This is a genomic window from Mesorhizobium sp. M8A.F.Ca.ET.165.01.1.1 (assembly GCF_004792065.1).
Taxonomy (GTDB): domain Bacteria; phylum Pseudomonadota; class Alphaproteobacteria; order Rhizobiales; family Rhizobiaceae; genus Mesorhizobium.
On sequence record NZ_SRTH01000013.1, the window covers coordinates 42,669 to 61,786 of the forward strand.

The 19,118-nt window shown below is 60.2% G+C and carries 17 protein-coding genes; 8 read left to right on the plus strand and 9 right to left on the minus strand.

The features are described 5' to 3' along the window. Window positions 1–23 precede the first annotated feature (23 nt). Window positions 24–731: a hypothetical protein gene (locus EN808_RS26845; RefSeq protein ID WP_135917223.1), complete on the minus strand. Its 708-nt coding sequence runs from the start codon at window positions 729–731 to the stop codon at window positions 24–26. Window positions 732–1,077: 346 nt separating this feature from the next. Between EN808_RS26845 and EN808_RS26850 the strand changes: the two genes are divergently transcribed. From EN808_RS26850 to EN808_RS26860, 3 genes are all read left to right on the plus strand, one after another. Continuing rightward, a complete protein-coding gene (locus EN808_RS26850; RefSeq protein ID WP_127870995.1) occupies window positions 1,078–1,833 on the plus strand; it encodes a FadR/GntR family transcriptional regulator in 756 nt (251 codons plus the stop codon). 145 nt (window positions 1,834–1,978) lie between these two features. Continuing rightward, entirely contained in the window at window positions 1,979–3,079 is a 1,101-nt protein-coding gene (locus EN808_RS26855; protein WP_127870994.1) for an ABC transporter ATP-binding protein, read from the plus strand. 132 nt (window positions 3,080–3,211) lie between these two features. Next, window positions 3,212–4,186 (plus strand): Gfo/Idh/MocA family oxidoreductase, encoded by a 975-nt coding sequence (locus EN808_RS26860; RefSeq protein WP_189524170.1) that lies wholly within the window; start codon window positions 3,212–3,214, stop codon window positions 4,184–4,186. A gap of 6 nt (window positions 4,187–4,192) precedes the next feature. Here the strand turns inward: EN808_RS26860 and EN808_RS26865 are convergent, their stop codons facing one another. Then, entirely contained in the window at window positions 4,193–5,194 is a 1,002-nt protein-coding gene (locus tag EN808_RS26865) for an MBL fold metallo-hydrolase (protein WP_245525130.1), read from the minus strand. A 39-nt stretch (window positions 5,195–5,233) separates the two neighbouring features. Further along, window positions 5,234–5,857, minus strand: coding sequence for an FMN-dependent NADH-azoreductase (locus tag EN808_RS26870; RefSeq protein WP_135917225.1), 624 nt, complete (start codon window positions 5,855–5,857; stop codon window positions 5,234–5,236). Between the two features lie 117 nt (window positions 5,858–5,974). On the opposite strand from EN808_RS26870, the gene EN808_RS26875 reads away from it, so the two are divergent. Beyond that, the gene (locus EN808_RS26875) at window positions 5,975–6,931 is read left to right on the plus strand and encodes a LysR family transcriptional regulator (protein ID WP_135917226.1); all 957 of its coding nucleotides are present in this window, start codon (window positions 5,975–5,977) and stop codon (window positions 6,929–6,931) included. 180 nt (window positions 6,932–7,111) lie between these two features. Here EN808_RS26875 and EN808_RS26880 read toward each other — a convergent pair whose 3' ends face one another. Both EN808_RS26880 and EN808_RS26885 read right to left on the minus strand, forming a co-directional pair. After that, a complete protein-coding gene (locus EN808_RS26880; protein WP_127870990.1) occupies window positions 7,112–8,335 on the minus strand; it encodes an amidohydrolase family protein in 1,224 nt (407 codons plus the stop codon). A gap of 7 nt (window positions 8,336–8,342) precedes the next feature. After that, a complete protein-coding gene (locus tag EN808_RS26885) occupies window positions 8,343–9,275 on the minus strand; it encodes an amidohydrolase family protein (protein ID WP_127870989.1) in 933 nt (310 codons plus the stop codon). Between the two features lie 152 nt (window positions 9,276–9,427). Here EN808_RS26885 and EN808_RS26890 point away from each other — a divergent pair, with 152 nt between their 5' ends. Continuing rightward, a complete protein-coding gene (locus EN808_RS26890) occupies window positions 9,428–10,426 on the plus strand; it encodes a LysR substrate-binding domain-containing protein (RefSeq protein ID WP_135917227.1) in 999 nt (332 codons plus the stop codon). A gap of 102 nt (window positions 10,427–10,528) precedes the next feature. Here EN808_RS26890 and EN808_RS26895 read toward each other — a convergent pair whose 3' ends face one another. The 4 genes from EN808_RS26895 to EN808_RS26910 all read right to left on the minus strand — a co-directional run bounded on the left by EN808_RS26895 (window position 10,529) and on the right by EN808_RS26910 (window position 15,623). Continuing rightward, on the minus strand, window positions 10,529–11,623 hold the full coding sequence (locus tag EN808_RS26895) for an ABC transporter permease (RefSeq protein WP_210235356.1): 1,095 nt from the start codon (window positions 11,621–11,623) through the stop codon (window positions 10,529–10,531). A gap of 115 nt (window positions 11,624–11,738) precedes the next feature. Then, on the minus strand, window positions 11,739–12,539 hold the full coding sequence (locus EN808_RS26900; protein ID WP_127870987.1) for an ATP-binding cassette domain-containing protein: 801 nt from the start codon (window positions 12,537–12,539) through the stop codon (window positions 11,739–11,741). Between the two features lie 60 nt (window positions 12,540–12,599). Further along, the gene (locus EN808_RS26905) at window positions 12,600–13,724 is read right to left on the minus strand and encodes a substrate-binding domain-containing protein (RefSeq protein WP_135913139.1); all 1,125 of its coding nucleotides are present in this window, start codon (window positions 13,722–13,724) and stop codon (window positions 12,600–12,602) included. Between the two features lie 279 nt (window positions 13,725–14,003). Beyond that, a complete protein-coding gene (locus EN808_RS26910; protein WP_135917228.1) occupies window positions 14,004–15,623 on the minus strand; it encodes a GMC family oxidoreductase N-terminal domain-containing protein in 1,620 nt (539 codons plus the stop codon). A gap of 526 nt (window positions 15,624–16,149) precedes the next feature. On the opposite strand from EN808_RS26910, the gene EN808_RS26915 reads away from it, so the two are divergent. The 3 genes from EN808_RS26915 to alr all read left to right on the plus strand — a co-directional run bounded on the left by EN808_RS26915 (window position 16,150) and on the right by alr (window position 19,044). Beyond that, window positions 16,150–17,319, plus strand: a complete 1,170-nt coding sequence (locus tag EN808_RS26915) for an MFS transporter (RefSeq protein WP_167531284.1) — start codon at window positions 16,150–16,152, stop codon at window positions 17,317–17,319. Between the two features lie 165 nt (window positions 17,320–17,484). Then, a complete protein-coding gene (locus tag EN808_RS26920) occupies window positions 17,485–17,724 on the plus strand; it encodes a hypothetical protein (protein WP_135917229.1) in 240 nt (79 codons plus the stop codon). Between the two features lie 174 nt (window positions 17,725–17,898). Further along, a complete protein-coding gene (alr, locus tag EN808_RS26925; protein WP_127870982.1) occupies window positions 17,899–19,044 on the plus strand; it encodes an alanine racemase in 1,146 nt (381 codons plus the stop codon). Window positions 19,045–19,118: the final 74 nt, after the last annotated feature.

A 19,118-nucleotide genomic window follows, 5' to 3' on the forward strand; every position in this document is an offset into this window, starting at 1 on the left:
CCAGCAAACGGCGATAGCCAGGGCTATCTGCGAGACATTTCTTCTATTCTTTTCTCATTGAATGGGTGATGCGCGCCCGTGCCAAAATTCGACATGTAGGTGTCGTGGCGATAACCGCGCGCCTCAAGGACGACAGCGATCAGTGCGTAGAGCACGGCAAGAAGCGCCAGAACTACCCCTACGCCAGGCACCCAAAATTGTGAAAGCCCAGTGGCGACGGCGCCCAACGCGCAGGCAACCGTCAGCCAGCCGGCCGTCTTGTGATAGGCTTCAAACCAGCGCCGTCGTGCCGTCATCTCATAGTGATCGCCGTGCGGAACAGGAGGCTCATTAGTGGCTGAACCTGCCGGATTACGGACGCCGTGCGAGCCGCGGAACCAGGCGCTGACGATCTGCATTACGCCAAAGACCACTGTCGCGATGCCGAACACCGAATGAAGCGTGGCGCTGAAACCTCCACTGGCGGCAATGGCGATAGTCCCAGCGACAACGCTGGCCATGGCAAGCACCGACAAGCCGACCCGGTGCATGGTGAACCAGAACAGCTTACGACCGAGCTTAGGGCTTCCTTTCGGGATGCCGATCAGCGACGGCGCCGGTTTGCCAAAACGCGTCAGCAGCAGGACGGCCGGCACCAGCACGATCCAGATCGTGAACATCAGCCACGCATGATAAATCCAGTGCGGAGTCGTCCCAAATACCTCGTCATACAGCGATTGCGGCAGGTTCATCAGGGAAAGTCCTCAGGTTGGCCGTATGCGCCTCGAACAGACGTTGCCGTTGAGGCAGGACGAATTTGCCCGCCGGCCATTGCCTGGTCCCGGCTCAGGATTGCCCGGCATCGTGCACAGCCCTGTGCCCCGCGCCCTGCACAAATGCTGTGCCAAACGCAGATTCTCCAGGCGAGGCCTCTGGCAATGCGTGCCGGCGGGCGGTTTCCTGCAAGCTGGTGCAGAGGGAGGACTCACACCGAGCTCAGCATCGAACAAAATGACAATGTCTGACTTTTAAGCGTAAATCAAGCTTGAAATCTGACAAATGACGTGTAGATTTACAAATATGTAATGAGGCACTGGAATGGCTTACGCCCAAAGGACCAAACTTTCGGAAAAGCTCTACGAGACGATGAGGCAACTCGTCGACAGCGGGCAATGGTCCGAAGGGACGCGTATCCCCACCGAGATGGAGCTTGCCGAGCAGCATGGAGTGTCCCGGCCGGTGGTACGCGAAGCCCTTATCCGGCTGCGCAATGACGGCATCATCAACTCGAAGCGTGGTTCAGGCAGCTACGTCCTCAACGGCTCCGAAGCGCCTGCAAAGGGTTTCCGCCCCATCGAGAACATCGCCGATCTCATCCATGCATTCGAGTTCCGGCTCACCATCGAATGCGACGCGGCGGCCGTGGCCGCCCTGCGCCGCCGTGACGAAGACATGGATGTGATCATCGCGGCACACAATGCTTTCGAGGAAGGCATGAGCGATGAGGCCTTTGGCGATCTCGACCTGGATTTTCATATCGCTGTCGCGCAGGCCTCACAGAACTCCATGTACGCCAGCACAATGTCCATGCTGCACAAGCAGATCGTTTTCGGCATGCGGTTGATTGGTCAGTTCGCGACCACAGCGACCCAGACCCGGCTGGAGGTGGTTCGCGTCGAGCACGCACCGATCGTCGATGCTATCGCAGCCAAGGAGCCGCTTCTGGCTTACGAGGCGATGTTCAACCATTTGACCTTGTCCCGGCGCAGATTGCTGGGCTTCGATGCCGTTCTCGACTGGAAGAGATCCGGACCGACCGTTCTGATCAACAAGATGGGAGGGCCTGACAGCTAATCCCGCTCTCGGCCGCAAGCGTCACCCTCGAATTCTGGTCCAATCGGCTGCCATACCCGAACCGTGCTCCAAGCGGAGCGCGAAGCCTATGTTTTGTCGTTGCCACCCGTTCACAAGGCCAGTTGCCCTTACACAAGGTACGTCGATGTCATCCCTCGCCCTCAACCAGATCAACAAATTCTACGGCCCGAACCTCGCGGTGCTGAAGAACATCAACCTGGAAATAGATTCCGGCGAGTTTCTCGTCCTGCTTGGCCCTTCCGGCTGTGGCAAGTCCACATTGCTGCATGCGATAGCAGGCCTTCATGGAGTGACCTCGGGCGAGATCAAACTGAATGGTAGGGTGATCAACGATTTGCCATGCCAGCACCGCGACATCGCAATGGTGTTTCAGTCCTATGCGCTCTATCCATCAATGACTGTGCGCCAGAACATCTCGTTCCCGCTGGAAATGCGGAAAGTCTCCAGCGCGAAACGTGCGGATGCCGTGCAGGGTGTCGCCAAGCTTTTGCAAATCGAGCACCTGCTGGACCGCAAACCGTCGCAGTTGTCGGGCGGACAACGTCAGCGCGTTGCCATCGGGCGCGCCCTTGTCCGCGAACCCAGCATCTTCCTGTTCGATGAACCTCTTTCCAATCTCGACGCGCTGCTGCGGGTGGAGATGCGCACGGAATTGAAGAAGCTTCATCAGCGGATGGGCAAGACCACCGTCTACGTCACCCACGACCAGATCGAAGCGATGACGCTGGCAACGCGCATTGCAATTCTGGACAAAGGCGCGCTGCAGCAGGTCGGGACGCCTAACGAGGTCTATGACAGGCCGGCCAACACATTCGTCGCCACCTTTATCGGCGCGCCGCGCATAAACCTGATCGATGGCAGCGTGGTCAAGACCGGCAGCAGCCTGACGGCAAGGTTTGGCGACGCGCCGGATGTGATCCCCCTGCCTGCAGCGTTGGTCACGCATCTTTCGACAGCGGCCCCTGCCTGCACCTTTGGCATCCGCCCCGAGAATTTCTCCAACGTCTCGGGAAGCGCAGGTGAGAACGATCTCGATATCGACGTCGTCATCGAGTTGATCGAGCCCACTGGTTCAGACGACGTCATCATCTTCAAATTCGCCGGCGCCGAGCTGACGGCGCGGCTGCGTGCAGGTTCGATCATTGGACTTGGCCCGACCCGACTACGCCTGAACACAACGAAGCTGATCGCCTTCGACAAGCAAACCGGTAGCCGGATCAGCTGACCGCGACCGGAGTTTTCTCTCCATTCTGCAGTCCGGAGAACGCCCTCCCGGTGTCAGCTTGGATAAGATCCTCCCTCTATGACCATGAGTTCCAGTAGGAAGAAATCGATGAGCAAAATTTACAAATGGGGATTGATCGGCGCCAGCCGGATTGCCGAGGAATGGCTGATACCAGCTATCAACGGCGATCCGAACAGCGAGGTCGCCGCCGTCTTCTCCTCCGACACGGCCCGTGGACACGCCTACGCCGAGCGAAACGGCATCCCGCAGATCCACGATACCATTGAAGCGCTGCTTCGCTCGGACGTCGATGCCGTCTACATAAGCAACACCAATGAGAAGCATGCCCCCGATGCGATTGCGGCAATCCTGGCAGGCAAACATGTGCTCGGCGAAAAGCCGATGGCAATGACAGTCGCCGAGGCCGAAGCCATGATTGCGGCCGCCGAAACGCACAATCGCGTTTTGGGCATCAACCACCACCTGCGGAACATGGCGACCCATATCAGGCTCCACGATCTGGTGAAGAATGGGGAATTGGGTACGCTGGTCGCGGCCCGCATGACGTTCGGTGTGCTGCTTCCAGTCGCCAATCGCGGCTGGAGAACCGATTCCGTGACCGCCGGAGCCGGCGTGTTCTTCGACCTTACCGTGCATGACGCAGACCTTTTGCACTACATCCTGGGTACGGAAGCGCAGGAGGTCGTCGCGATGACCGCCAACAATGGAATAACGTCGAAGGAAGTCGAGGACACGGTCGCGATCGTCGCCCGAATGAAGACCGGGACGATTGTTCAGATCACCGAGAGCTTTGCCATCGATCACGCTAGAACGACGGTTGAGCTCTTTGGCACGAAGGCTTCGGTGTTTGCGGACGACGTTCTGCTCCAGCGTGGTGGTGGACGCGTGTTCGTGCGCAGGAATGGCGAAAAGGTCGAAGAGCAGATCGACCATGTCAACGCCTACGACAAAGTCGTCAGCGACTTCAACGCAGCGATGGCTGGCAATGGGTCGCCAACGGTGACGGGCCGCGACGGCTTGAAATCCTTGAAATTTGCCGTGGCCGCACGCGAAGCGGCCAGGACTGGCCGCTCGGTGCAGGTTTGAGACACGCTATTTTCCGTAGATCGCAGCGACCGAACGCTCAAGCGCAAAGGCGAACCCTGCATCGGGATGCTCTTTGACAAGCGCAGCCTTCAGCTCATCGGCCGATTTGCTCTTGAGCAAGGCCTTCTCCCAGTTGTCGAGATAGGCTCTCGTATAGGCGAATATGGAATTGTCCGAACGGCTTTCCGGCTTCCGATGTCCAGGAATGACGGTTTCTGCGCCGATCGCCTCCAGCCTTTTGGTACTCTCGCGCCACTTGCCGATCTGGTCGGGAGTTATGTTTTCCTCCAACCAGAGATGCGTATCGGTGTACCCGACATCCGCTGCAATGAGGGTGTTCAGGGAAGGTATGTGAACCGGCGTTACGAACTCCGTGTCGCCATGCATCGGGTCCAGAATGTCGATGCGCTCGCCCTCCAGCAGCAGATGGTCGCGGGTCAAGACGTCGGGCACGATGAGCTTGTCGGTGAAGACGCCCTGCGGCGCATGTTCGCTCAACACCTTGAGTGTCGGAGCGGACGCCTTGTTGATCATCTCAAGGACCTTCGGATGGGTCAGGGGCTTCGCTTCCGGGAAACGCTCCAGCAGCACTGACAGGCCGAGCAAATGGTCTGGATGGTAGTGGGTGACCAGGATGGTCTCGACTTTCCTGCCCGTAGCCTGGATGACGTCGGCGAGCGCTTTGGCATTGGCGACCGTAAACTGGGCGTCGATGACGACGGCGGATTTCTCGCCGACAATCACCGTGCTATCGACCATCACGCCGGCTTCATCGGCTGTGAACACCTTGGTATCGGCGGCAGCGGCACGAGAAAGTCTACTTGCCATTGCCGTTGCCGCGCCGGCCGCACCGAGCGCCAGAAGATTTCGTCTGTCGAGAATGAACATGGACATAGCTCCGCGTTTTCTGGCGGCGTTGCTTCGCCCGCCAGTTAGGGTTTCGATAAGTTGGTTGTGTCGAATGAAAGTTCGGACGTTGCCCGTCGGAAGCCAACCGAGGCGCGGCACGGGCGTCAGCCCTGAAAGCGGGCGCTGCAGGCCGCGAAATCAAGCTGCCATGCTGGCAACCAGCGGGGAAACGGCCTGAAGAGCACTGCTCATGGAGTGGGCGCGGGCATCGTCGCCGCGCGACATGTTCTCCGCCCGGATGAAATCGAGGTCCTTGATGCCCATGAAGGCCAAAGCCGTTCTGAGGTAACTCTCCTGGAAATCCATGGAGGTCAGCGGGCCGGAAAGATAAGAACCTCCGCGCGTCGAAACGATCACCACCTTCTTGCCGCCGGCAAGGCCGATCGGGCCATTTTCGGTATAGCGGAAGGTCTTGCCGGGCTGGATGACGCGATCGAGCCACGCCTTGAGCTGGCTGGCCACGGAGAAATTGTACATCGGAGCGCCGACGACAACGATATCGCTTGCCATCAACTCGCCCACAAGCGCGTCGGACCGCGCGTGTTCACGGCGTGTCGCCTCATCCGATACTTCGAAGGCGAGCGGGCGAAACCCTGCCCCGATCGGCCCATCGAGATGGGGGACCGCCTCTTCCACCAGATCGTGATAGGTCACCGCCGCGCCGGGATGTTGATCGAGCAGGTTCTCTACCACAGCTTTCGTCAGCGTCCGGGAAGCGGACGCCGCGCCCTGGATGCTTGAGTCGAGATGAAGAATTTGCATGGCATTTGGCTCCGTTGAAGTGTTGAGCCATAGCTATCCCGGCGCACCGGTGTTGCACCAGTAAGCTAAATGGCACAGATTGTTCTACTGACGAGACAATCGAGAGCGGAGCTTACCGTGGATGACCTCAACGAACTGACCATGTTTGCAGCCATCGCGCGTCACGGCAGCTTTTCGTCGGCGGCGCTTGCGCTCGGCATTCCCAAGTCGCGCGTCAGCCGACGTATAGCAGCCCTGGAGGCCCGTCTCGGCGTTCGGCTGCTGCAGCGATCGACCCGCTCAGTCAATCTCACTTCCGTGGGGCGGGAATTCCTCAAGCACTGCAATGAAATGATCGATGCCGCCCGCATGGCTTTCGAGATCGCCGAGCAAGCGGGTGAGGCGCCGGCGGGCCGCCTGCGGGTAAGTTGCCCGGTGGGACTCGCTCACGTTTTCGTCGCGCCCGTATTATGGAAATTCATGCGGGATCACCCGGCCGTGAGGCTGGAACTCGATCTGACAAACCGCCGGGTCGATCCTATCGGAGAAGGCTACGACGTCGCATTGCGAGTCCGCTCGGCCATCGAGGATTCCCAGTTGATGATCAGGCGGTTGGGGATCAGCGAGCAGTGGCTCGTGGCGGGTCCTGAATACGTCTCATCCCACGGGCCCTTCGACGCGCCCAAGTCCATGCACCTGCAAAAAGGACTGGGTCCGGCTGGCGTGAGAGGCGAACGGAATCTATGGCACCTTACCACGCCGGACGGCCGGGCAACCGACATCGAATATGTCCCGGCGCTCGCCACCGATGATATCCATATGCTGGGCCAGGCAGCTCTTGCGGGAATGGGCATCGCTCAATTGCCACGTAACCTCTGCGGAGATGCCGTCCGCAAGGGCCGGCTGGTCCGGCTGCTGCCCGACCATGCTTTGCCGGCGCATCAGCTACACGCCATATTCCCCTCAAGGCGCGGCCTTGTGCCGGCCGTCCGCGCCTTTCTCGATTTCCTCGGCCACGAATTGCCTCTGTTGACCGCCAAAATCGAGGACGGCTACGCTACCGGTTCCAGAGATGACGGCTCGCTGACTTTGTAAGCTTGTCTTTCCGAGTAGCAGCTTCGAATTCAGGTTTTTGGCGGGATGTCTTTCATCCTTGCCACGCGCATCTTGGGTCATCTCCACTGCACAGCGGAGGCTGTGCCGGAAGATTATCGTGGGTTCCCCAGTCTTGCTCGGCATGGCGTTGCTCTAATCAGGCGAGCCAGGCCTACGATCTCACAAATCGTGCTTATGGATGTCGCCGTCCTTCAGGATCATCCTGAGCTTGGCCCGATCCTGCAGCAGTGACAGATCGTCGAGGGGGTTGCCGTCGACCACCAGCAGGTCGGCTCGTAGTCCGACAGCAACACGACCGATCTCGGCGGTCATGTTGAACAGTTCGGCCGCGGTGCTGGTTGCCGAGCGGATGACATCTATGGCAGGCAGGACCTCGCTGCGGATCGAGAATTCCAGCGACTGGTGCCGATGCAACGGACCGATCAGATCGGTGCCATAAACCATCTTCACCCCGCGTCGCTGAGCAATTTCGAGCGACCTGGAGCCGACGTCCAGGACGTATTTGATCTTGGCGTGCAGTTCGGCCGGCATGCCGATTTCGAGCCCTTCTTCCCACATGGTGATGTAGGCCGAAAGCGTCGGGACCAGGAAGGCGTCACGCTCGACCATCAGCTTGGCGGTCTCGTCCTCAAGGAAGTTGCCGTGTTCCACCGACCGGACGCCATTCGACACGGCATGATGGATGCAGCGATCGGTATAGGCATGCGCCATCACGTAGCGCTCAGCGTTTTCCGCCTCCTCGACGGCGGCACGAATCTCCTCTCCCGAAAATTGCGCAAACGTCACCGGGTCGGTGTAGGACGCAATACCGCCGCCCACCATCAGCTTGATCTGGTGGGCGCCACGGCGGATCTCGTCGCGCGCTGCCTTGCGGATCTCGCTGACACCGTCGACTATCCGGCCAAGGCTGGGAACATAATAATGGCTGTCGAATTCGGTTTCGCCGGGGCCTCTCATGTCGCCGTGACCGCCGGTCTGGGATAGCGCCTTGCCGCTGTAGAGGATACGCGGTCCGGGGATCAGTTTCTCGGCAACCGCGCGGGCGATGCCGAAATCCGCGCCGCCGGCGTCGCGCACGGTGGTGAAGCCGCGCTGCAGCATGCCCTCGAGGATCGGCATGGCCCGGATCGCCGTGTAGAAGGGTGACCAGCGCGTCAGTTGCGCGAAGCTGTTGATCGGCACGATTGCGTGGACATGGGCATCGCACAGCCCCGGCATCAGCACCTTGCCGCGCAGGTCGATCTCCCGATCGTGGCTTGCTTTGATCGGGTTGTCGCCAATCTCGGCGATGCGGCCGTCCGAGATCAGAACATCGCGCTCGCCAAGCAACGCGCCGGCATCAACGTCGAGAATGGCGCAGTTTTTCAAGAGCAGCGACGGCATGGCAATCCTATGACTTCGAATGATGAGAGACGGAACCGATCCGGTAGATGCGGACCGCATTGGCGGCAAAGACCTTGATGCGGTCGGCGTGCGAAAGCGCGTGGGTCGCTGCGAGGAAGACATCGAAGCTTCGGGCAAAATCACCGAACAGCTTGTCCACGGGGAAGTTCGAGCCGAACATCACCCGATCGGTGCCGAACACCTCGATGGCCTCTTCGATCAGCGGGCGCACATCGGCCAGGGTCCAGTCGGGGCGCAGCATGCCGAAGCCGGAGATCTTGAGCGCGACATTCGGGCTTTGCGCCATCAGGCGAATGCCACGCCGCCAAGGCTCGAAATCGCCGGTGACCAGACCGTCTGGCATGCCCGCCTGATTGAGGATCATGGGGATGTCGGGCGTGGACGCGGCAAGTTCAGCCGCATCAGCCATCTGTGACGGATAGATCTGCATGTCGCACGACAGTTCGTGCGCCGCGAGGCTGCGATACCCCGCCACCCATGACGCATCTGTCAAAAAGTCAGGCCGATCGGCATAACTCAGCCGCGGGATTTCGTGCCAGGCTACGATGTGGCGGATGCCGCGAAACAGGTGCGAGGCCTTGAGATGACCGTCAATTGTGTCGGCCAGGTCGGTTGCATCGAGCCGTACGCTCCCGACAATCGCGTTGGGAAAACCGTGCTTTTCGAACGCGGCATGAACCATGCGCGTTTCACCGACCGGGTTCGACGGATCAAACCCGCCATCCAGATGGACTGTCGCAACGACATTGAATGCGCTGGTGTCCGATCGATACGCGACCGGATCATAGCTTTGACGTATGGCCGTCGTGTCCCCAACGATCGAAGGCATGTCGGGATCGAGCCAGGGGTAGCGATGATTGGCCAGATCCCAAATGTGGTGATGGGCGTCGACAATCGGTATGTCATGACTGCTAGTCATCGTAGGGGCGCCGCCGGGGATTGTTCTATAACGATGGAATTCAAAGCCGGCCCACCTCGATCGACTGTCAGCAAAGGCCTTTTCCGCATTCTCTTGGCCGCAGTTTTGCGAAGTGCGGGCGCGATTGACAAGGAGACGGCAGTTGTATCTTCATGACACAAAGTCATGGAGATGATGTCGTGCCCGAGAGCAGCGCCGGCGGACGCAAACCGGCCCATCGCGACGCCGTCGAGCGGGAAAGCAACCTGCCGACGATAGCCGCGCTTCGCGCCTTCGTGCTGTCGGCGCAATATCGCAACTTCTCCCGGGCCGCCGATGAACTAGAGATCACGCAAAGTGGCGTCAGTCGCGCCGTCCGGTCGATCGAAGATGCGACGGGCGCCCTGCTCTTCGAACGCACCGGCCATGGCCTGGTGCTTACGGAGCCCGGTGCCCTCTATCTCACCGAGGCCACCGAGATCCTGTCCAATCTGGGTGCTGCCACATTGAGGCTCAGCACTTTCCAGAGTGGTTCGGAGCGGCTGCATATCGCCACCTTGCCCAGCCTTGGAAGTCGGTGGCTCGCCCCGCGCATCGGCAGGTTTCTAAACGCCAATCCCACTATCGAGCTGACCGTCACGGCAAGCATCGGCCAGTTTTCGTTCGAAGCCAGCGATGTCGACGCCGCCATCCATTATGGCACCGACGCTTGGCCGGACTCGCAGTCCGAATTCCTGATGGACGAGGTTCTCATTCCCGTGTGCCGCCCCGACCTCATCGTTGGCGGCAAGGCAGATCCGAGCGCGCTCTTGGGTATGCGGCTGATCCAGCATTCGCACCGCCCGACGGCCTGGCGGGAATGGTTTCGAGAGATCGGCATGTCACACCCCAACCCGACCGCCGGCCCTGTCTTCGAGCAATATCAGATGGGAATCGAGGCAGCTCTGGCAGGCCTGGGCACAATCCTGATGCCGCTGTTCATGGTGCTGGAGGAATTGACGTCGGGCCGATTTGTGCCGCTGCACGACGTGCCGGTCCGCTCGCCGTGGAGCTACTTCCTGATTTATCCGCGCACCAAACGCAGCAAAGTCGCCGTTCAGAAAATGCGTTCATGGTTGCGCGCCGAGGCAAAACGCACCGTAGAACAGACGGCGCGCATTTTCGTGAAGTGAGCCAGTCAGCGAAGGTCCATTTCTTCGCTGGCCAAAACGTCGTCTCGTTGTCTTGACGCAATTCCGGGCGGAACCCGTTTCACGATTTTCCGCCCGGATGCTTTATCGGCGCGTCGCGCGCCGACTCAACAGTGCATCGAGAACAACCGCCAGCACCAGAATAGCGCCCTGCACCTCGAGCCGCGTCTGGGTCGTTGCATTGATAAGCAGCATGCCATTCGAAACACTGCCCATCACCAGCGCACCGGTGAGAGCTGCCCAGACGGATCCGCGTCCGCCAAACAGGCTGACGCCACCGATCACGGCAGCGGCAATCGCTTCAAGCAGCAAGGTGGTATCCGCCGAGTCCGGTGACACGCCGAGGACGCGGCCTGCCGCCATCATGCCCGCAAGTGCCGCGAACATGCCCGTCAGCACAAACGCGGTGATCTTGAGCCTGTTCACCGAGATGCCCGAGCGGCGGACGGCCTCTGCATTGGCGCCGACGGCGAATAGATGGAGGCCGAAACGCGTCTGCGTCGTGATATAGGCGAAGACGCCCAGCATGCAGAGCAGGAATGCGACCATGACCGGCACGCCCCGATAGGCGTCGAACACCCGCACGGTTGCCGCGCCAACGACCGCAAGCAGGACGACCCGTACGATGACGCTGGTTCCCAGGTTGGAGACAATCGAACGCGAGACCCGTGTCACGTGGGTCTGGAGGCACAGAATGGCGAAGATGACAACAACGCCGACTAGGATGGCATAGCTCGCCAGCGGCGGCATGTAGAGGGAGAAGATCGTGCCCATCGGCTGGCCGACCAGCGAGATCAGATTCGAACCTGGCGGCAGCAAATCGAGCAACACGCCCTGCAGGACCATGGACACGCCCAATGTCACGATGAATGCCGGCGCTCGAAAGATCGTGACGATTACACCTTGAACGCCTCCGATCAGACCTCCTGTCAGCAGACCGAGGGCGATGGCGAGCGTCGCATCCACACCCGAGTTCACCGCCAGACCCGCGGCGATCGCGGCCGAAACCGCACCAACGGCCGCGACCGACAGATCGATTTCTCCGATCACCAGCACGAACATCAGACCGAGAGCCAGCGTGCCGGTGACGACGATCTGCAGCGACAGGTTCGAGAGATTGCGTGGGCTCAGGAACAGCGGATTGGCCGAGTAGAAGTAGGCCCAGATGACGGCAAGCACGATGAGCACCGGCACCATGCGCCATTTTCCAGCGAGCGCTTCGAGGATGTACTGCGTGTTCATGACGTGCCGCACACTTGTCTTGGGACTGGCGACGATAGGACTATCGGCAGCGCTAGACATGGAGATCCCCCCTGAAATCGCGGGTGGATGCGAGAGTGGCGGCGTCCATCACGCCGGTTATCGCTCCGATAAGATCCTCGCGGGTGTAGCCACCACGAGAGACTTCGGCGACTTTCCTGCCAAGCCGAAGCACGACAACACGGTCGGCGACCTGCTGGACGTCGCCTAGGTCGTGAGACACCACCACGACGGCGCGCCCCTGCCCTCGCAACCGGTCGATCAACGCCAGAACCTGCTTGCGCTGGGCGACGCCCAATGCCGCTGTCGGCTCATCGAGCAAGACGATCCTGGGGTCACTGAGGATGGAGCGGCAGATGGCGACCGACTGGCGCTGACCGCCGGAGAGCGAACTTATGGGGTTGCTGACGTCGCGGATCTTGACGTCGAGGCTGGCCAGAATCTCTCTAGCTCGCGCTTCCATTGCGCCGCGCTGGAGACGCCGGCCGAGGTACCAAGGATTGTGCAGCTCACGCCCGAGGAAGAGGTTCTGAACGGTGTCGAGATTATCGCACAGCGCCAGGTCCTGGTAGACGGTCTGGATGCCGGCATGGCCCGCGTCGTGCGGCGATCGCAGCGCGACGCCGAGGCCGGCACAGAAAATCTCGCCCTCGCTGGGAGACTGGATGCCGGAGATGATCTTGACCAGCGTCGATTTGCCGGCGCCATTGTCGCCCACCAGTGCAACGACTTCGCCTGGCCAAACACTGAATGACACATCTGTCAGCGCGGATATGGCGCCGAAGTGTTTTGAAACATTGCGGATTTCGAGAATGGGTGGATCTGATCTGGTCATCGCATGCCTTCAAGACAAGCCGACAAGGCGCTACCGCGTGGGACGGCAGCGCCTGACGCTCTATTTGGTGCAGAAATCGGACTTGGCCGCAATGCCGGTGCAGAGCTGCTGCTTGGTGTAAAGCCCGGCATCGACCACGGTTTTCTGAACGTTGTCGGCGGTGATAAAAACGTTTGGGGCCAGGTGAGCCGGAACACCACCCTTGACGAACTTGTTGTCCCAGGTGCCATTGACCAAACCGGAAGGCGGCTGCTCGCCACGGGCAGCAGCCAGAACCAACGTCACGGCGGCGTCCGCCATCCCCGCATAGGGTGGCGACATGTCGGCCGCCTGCCATCCGGCCAGAACACGCTGGACGCCTTCGAGTGTGGCATCGTAGCCTCCGAACAGCTCGACTTTGCCAACCAGACCTTGGCCGGTCAGGGCGGCGATCACGCCGCCGCCGGTGTCGTCGTTCATCACCACGGCTCCGTCGACCTCGTTGTTGGTTTGGGTCAGGCATTGCTCCATGTTCTTCTGCGCGTTGGCCGCGAGGTAAAGCAGCGCGTCGGCCCGGCAGACAATCTGGATGGTGCCGTCCGCCACAAGCGGAGCGATGTAACGGTCGAAACCTTTCATCTGCTCGGTGTAGAAGGCGAACTTCGGATCGCCGAGCATGTATGCCAGGCGCACCGGCCTGTGTTGCGGCAGATGTTCGACCAGGTACTTGGCCTGCGCCTCGCCGATATCAGCGAACGGCACGGATACGTGATAGGCGACCGGGCCCTCGCCTGGATCGTGTGCATAGGTCACAACCGGGACGCCATCACCTGCCGCCTTGGCAAGAATGCTGGCCGAACGCAGGGGATCGACGGCGATCAGGACGATGCCGGCAGCGCCGCTGGCCAGCGCGGCGTCTGTCTGCGAGACCTGCTGCTGCATGTCGTCGTTCGCATTCAGCACGACCAGCTTGCTACCGGGCGCCTGCTTTTCCAGGGCTTTCGTGATGTTTGGTATATCGAACTGTGCAATGCGCGAAGTCGTGACGTTGTTGACCAGCAAGTAGATGGGGCCACTGAGGTCCTTGGCGAGCGCGCCGCTGCTGGCAAGCGCCGCGACGCCTGAAAGCAGCAGCCCCTTAAGCGATAGTTTCATGTGTTCCAATCTCCCCTGAAGTTGCGTGGAGCTGATCGGCTGTGCCGCCAAACCCGACAGGTACGAATGTGCGAGCTTGGCTGCTCCTCTTGCACTGTCTTTCCATGAACTCTGCTCATGGTGGCTATGACGCTATTGAGAGTAATGGCGGCCGCCAATAGGGCTGCACGCATTTCTCCATGACTTCAACTCATGGGCAAGCGATATGCGTCGAGGTTGATGTGCGGCTTGCGGGCTTCCTGGGGAAAGCCGAAAGCCTCCCATCTCGGCGCCAAAGGCGGGAAATGAAAGGCCGGATCGGACCATTGCCGACGAAGTCAGGCAGGAGCGCTAATTTCCGCGCAATAGCATCGAGGCCGCTTTCTCCGCAATCATGATCGTGGCGGCATTGGTGTTGCCGCTCACCATTGTCGGCATGATCGAGGCATCGGCCACCCTGAGGCCGTCGACGCCATGGACCTTCAACTGATCATCGACGACCGCCATCGCGTCGTGCCCCATCTTGGCCGTGCCGCATGTGTGATGGCCGATGCCGCACGTTGTGCGAATATAGCTGTCGAGCTCTTCATCCGAACGGATATCCGCGCCGGGCGCCAGTTCCGTGCCACGGTAGGGCGCCAAGGCTTCCTGCTGAAGGATCCTGCGGGTGGCGCGTATCGCATCGCGGGTGAGCGCAAGATCGTTTTCCGACGTGAGAAAGTGCGGATCGAAGATGGGAGCCTCCCGGGGATCTGACGACTTAAGCGTCAGCATCCCTCGGCTCTCCGGCCTGTTGGGCCAGACATGCACCACGAAAGAATGTCCGGCCATCCGGTCCGCCCAAGGCATCCACACCTTCAACCCCTGTCCGGGGTAATAGGGGATGAACACCGCTTGGCATTCCGGCGCCACGGCATCCTTCTTGATGTTGAAAAACCCGCCGGCTTCCAACGGGCTGCGCGTGATCTGTCCGCGGCGGAAAACCAGCGCATTGATCATTTCTGCCGTTAGCGTGTGCCAGCGCAATGTCCTGGCAAGTGAAACCGGTTGTGTGGCCTCATAGGCGACCGATGCATTGACATGATCCTGGAGATTCTTGCCGACGCCCCTGAGGTCGTTGACCACAGCTATCCCGTGCGATTGCAGATCCTCCGCGTCGCCGAGGCCCGACAGCATCAGCAATTTCGGCGAGTTGAACGAACCAGCCGACAGGACAATCTCGCGCGTGGCGGACGCTCGCCGGATCCCGCCGTTCTCGAAGAACTCGACGCCCGAGGCGCGCGCCTCGTCGATGACAATTCGGGAGACAAGCGCGTTGACAATGACCCGCAGATTGGGCCGCTTCATCGCCGGCCGCAGGAACGCCTTGGCCGTGGTGACACGGCGCCCGCCGCGGATGTTGAAATCATAAATACCAAAGCCTTCCTGCTCGGGCCCGTTGAAATCGTCGTTGAGGCGATATCCCGCCTGCCTGCAGGCCTCCAGATAGGGGGCCGTCAACGGCGAGACGGTCGGTGGCTTGCCCACCGGCAGGCCGCCGCAGTCATTGTGGTAGGCACTCTCGCCGCCCTCGTAACTCTCGCTCTTCGTGAAATAGGGCAGCACGTCGTCGTAGGACCAACCGGCGTTGCCGAGCTGACGCCAATGATCGAAATCCGATCTGTTGCCTCGAATGTACTGGGCGCCGTTGAAGATGAACGATCCACCCAGCATCTTGCCGCGGGGAAAGTACATGCTTCTGCCATTCAGATTTTTCTGCGGCTGACTCCGGAAAGCCCAGTTGTTGCGTTCGAACTCGAACAGCTTGCCCGCGATGAACGGCAGATCGTAGCTCGGATCGCGACCGCTGTTGCCTGCCTCGAGCAGTAGAACCCGGTTGGCTGGGTCGGCACTCAATCTGCTGGCCAGCACGCACCCCGCCGACCCGCGGCCTACGACGATGAAATCGAAGTTCAAATCAGCTTCGCGCATACTTCCTGAATGCTCCGATACTCTGTGAGGTGCCTAGATTGCCGAAATGACCGGCTTGAGCAACGGCAGTCCGGGAAAGCGTCTATGAGTCAGAGTCATGGCGAGATTGATCGGAGGGTTCGCCCTAACGAAGAAGTCAGATCATTTCGGGGCGCATCAGAAACGCGCGAAACCAACTATTTCCATTACGGACCGATCTGGGTGGAGGTGCATTTCGCCATGCTCGCATTGCCGTTGAAGGCGGCACGATGTCTCGCGACATCCCTCGAGCCTAAATTCTCGGACTGACGTTTCCCGCGCTTCAGATCGCGCATGCAAAGCTCTAGCTGCGAAATCGTGATGTGGCCACCCCGATGTAAATATAGGTGCGCTGAGCGGACCAGCACATGATGCATGCAGGCGTTCTCAGCGTGTATCCAAAGTCCACCTTCGTAGACGAGGCGGGCAGTCGGAACGCGTTGGCCGAGCCCGGCATCCCGTCGGGTCGCATTGACCGAGGCGCGAGGCGTCACTGGAGAACCAAACCGTGTTAGAAATTCCGAAGCGCTTCGCAGATCAACCTGCCTGGCCCTCAATAGACCACCGCAAGAGCCGCACGGCTATTTTCTCCATCTTCTTCCTGCATGGCTGCATCTTCGGCACCTGGTCCTCCCTTGTGCCGACAATCAAGGCGCGTCTCTCGATACCAGACAGTCAATTCGGCTGGTCGCTGTTCATGATTGTCGTGGGCTCACTCTTCGCCATGCTGGCGAGCCGGTCTCTCATCACGCGTTTCGGCAGCAAACAAGTGGTTCGAGTGTCGGCGCCCCTTCTCTTGGCGACAGTCGTGCTGGCCTCGTTCACGAATGTCCCAACCTTGTTCCCCCTGGTGCTGCTGATGCTGGGGCTTGCCGGCAATTTCATGGATGTCGCCATGAACGCGCAGGCGGTCGAGGCAGAGCGCTTATCCCAAAAAGCCCTAATGTCCACGTTCCACGCCATGTGGAGCCTTGGCGGGCTTACAGGTGCTGCCTCGGGAGGCCTGCTTGTCAAATTTGCGGGGAGTTCGATGGGCGCGCTGATAGCTGCGCTATTACTCTCGCTTCTCTTCGTGGCAAACCAGAGCAAGCTTCTTGCCGCAAGGCCAAGTGAGGGCGCTACGGGCGCTCGGCCAATCAGCCCAATGTGGCTGCTGGTTGTCGCGGGCCTGCTTGCCGGCGTGTGCATGTCGACAGACGCAGCGGTCCGTGACTGGAGCCCCCTCTACCTCACTGGCCATTTTGCGCTTGATTTCAGCTTCTCGGGACTAGGCTATGCGGCGTTCGCCAGTTCCATGGCAATCTGTCGGCTGGCTGGCGATCGCGTCAGAACGGTCGTGGGCGAGAAACAACTTCTTGCAATCTCGACAGGCTTGGTGATCGTCGGTCTCTCGATTGTCGCCTTCGCCAAGATCGTGCCTGTGGCGCTGTTCGGGTTTGTCCTGTTGGGCATCGGCGTATCGAATATTTTTCCCACACTGTTGAGCATGGCGGGGCGACGCGGCGACGCATCAAACATAGTGGTGGTCTTCGCGACGGGCTACATAGTTGCCCTGGCCACAGCGCCCAGCTTCGGGATCCTCGCCGAGGCAACCGCCTTGTCCAATATCTACTTGTTGCTGGCCGTGTTGTTCCTGCTTACCGGAACGGCTTTCGTCCGCGTCGCCAGTCGCTTCTGAATTGTGGAAATTCCTCTCCATCGCTGGCGGTTCTTGAGCAAGTGGCTGTCGCCTCTAAGGCAAAGGCATGTTTGATCGAGCCGACCCTATATCGTCCCAGACTCATTGACACGAATTTGTAAACGTTTACACTGTCCAAGCGACATTGTCGGCACCGGTCGGCTCATGATCGAGAGGCATTTAGTGGAAAAACCTCAAGGGCGCGCCATGCACCATCACAATCAAACGCGCAATGTGTTCCTGCAGCTAGCGAAGTTTTGCACCGCTCTTCTCGCGCTTTTTATGTTTGCAGAGCTTAGCCCGACGGCGATGGCGATACTTGCCGACCAAAGTGTTCAGCGCGGCATGATCGCCCAGGCGCAGTCCAAGGCGGCGGAGCATTATCTGTCGATCCTGCTGAACTAAATCCAAGCGCGCTTCGATCCGGTGACGTGCCCCGTCGAACGCGATTGCCCTTAGTAGACGCAAGACCGGTGGCACGCCTTGGCAAACGCACGAGCTGCGGTACGCACCAACCAAATTTGGCGCGGTAGCCTTTGAGACGTGTAAACGTTTACTAGAACAAACCTGGAGGCGTGAGTGCATCTCGATACGATCGGAAGTCATCCCTCGTCCTTTCAAGGCGGAATTCAGGGTCTGATCAATCAGGCTGAGATGATCGTCGACCTAGAGGCAGTGCGGGAAAATTACAGGCGACTGAGCGCCATGGCGGGCGGAGCCGATTGCGCTGCCGTCGTGAAGGGCGACGCCTACGGCCATGGCATGATCCCGAGCGCGCTGGCACTGAGGCAAGCAGGCGCCAGGACGTTTTTCGTGGCAACGGCCAATGACGGCGTGGCGCTCCGAGCTGCTCTTCAAGAAGCAGAGATTTGCGTGCTCGGCGGCTTCCTGCCCGAGGAAAGAGGGGCATTCGTCGGCGCCAACCTGGTACCCGTCCTCAACAGTCGCAATCAGATCGAGGAATGGGAAAAGGTTGCCGTCGGGGTGGAGCGTCCTCTTGCCTCGATTATCCATTTCGACACGGGAATGAACCGGCTCGGACTGCTGGCCGATGATGTCGCGTGGCTTCGCCAGAACTTGCCGCTGCTGTCGCGTATCCCGCCTATCCTCTACATGTCGCACCTTTCGGCAGCCGACGACCTCGATTTCGACAGGTGCGAATTCCAGCGCGGGGCTTTCCTGAGCGCGGTGAGCGGGCTTCCCATCGCGAAAATGTCGCTGGCCAATTCGGCTGGCACCTATCTGGGCGCGGACCACGCGTTCGACATGGTCCGGCCCGGCAAGGCGACATTCGGGATAAACCCGCTGACAGGGCGCCCAAATCCCATGTTGCAGCCAGCTCGCGTCGTCGCGCCGATCATTCAGGTCAAGACGATGAAGCGCGGTGCCCCTGTCGGCTACAGCTCGACCTACCGCCTGACCGAGCAAGCCAAGATCGCGACGGTCGCGATCGGATACGCGAACGGCTATTCCCGGGCCGGCTCAAGCCGCGCACCCGTGTCCGTTGCGGGTTTTGCCGCCCAGGTTGTCGGACGCGTTTCCATGGATCTGCTGACCGTCGACGTATCGGGGGTCCCCGACTGGGCGCTAGTACCAGGCAGTCCGGTCGAAATCCTCGGCCCCCATGTTCGTGATCACGATCTGGCGAAGGCTTGCGGAACGATCGAGCATGAAGTCTTGATTTCACTAGGCCATGGCTGTGCGCGGCGTTACGTCAACGAATAGCACGTGCCATGGCGTTGAGTGCTGAAGCACAGGCCCGCCCCCAGCCTACGCAAGGCACTCTGCCGCCAACGGGC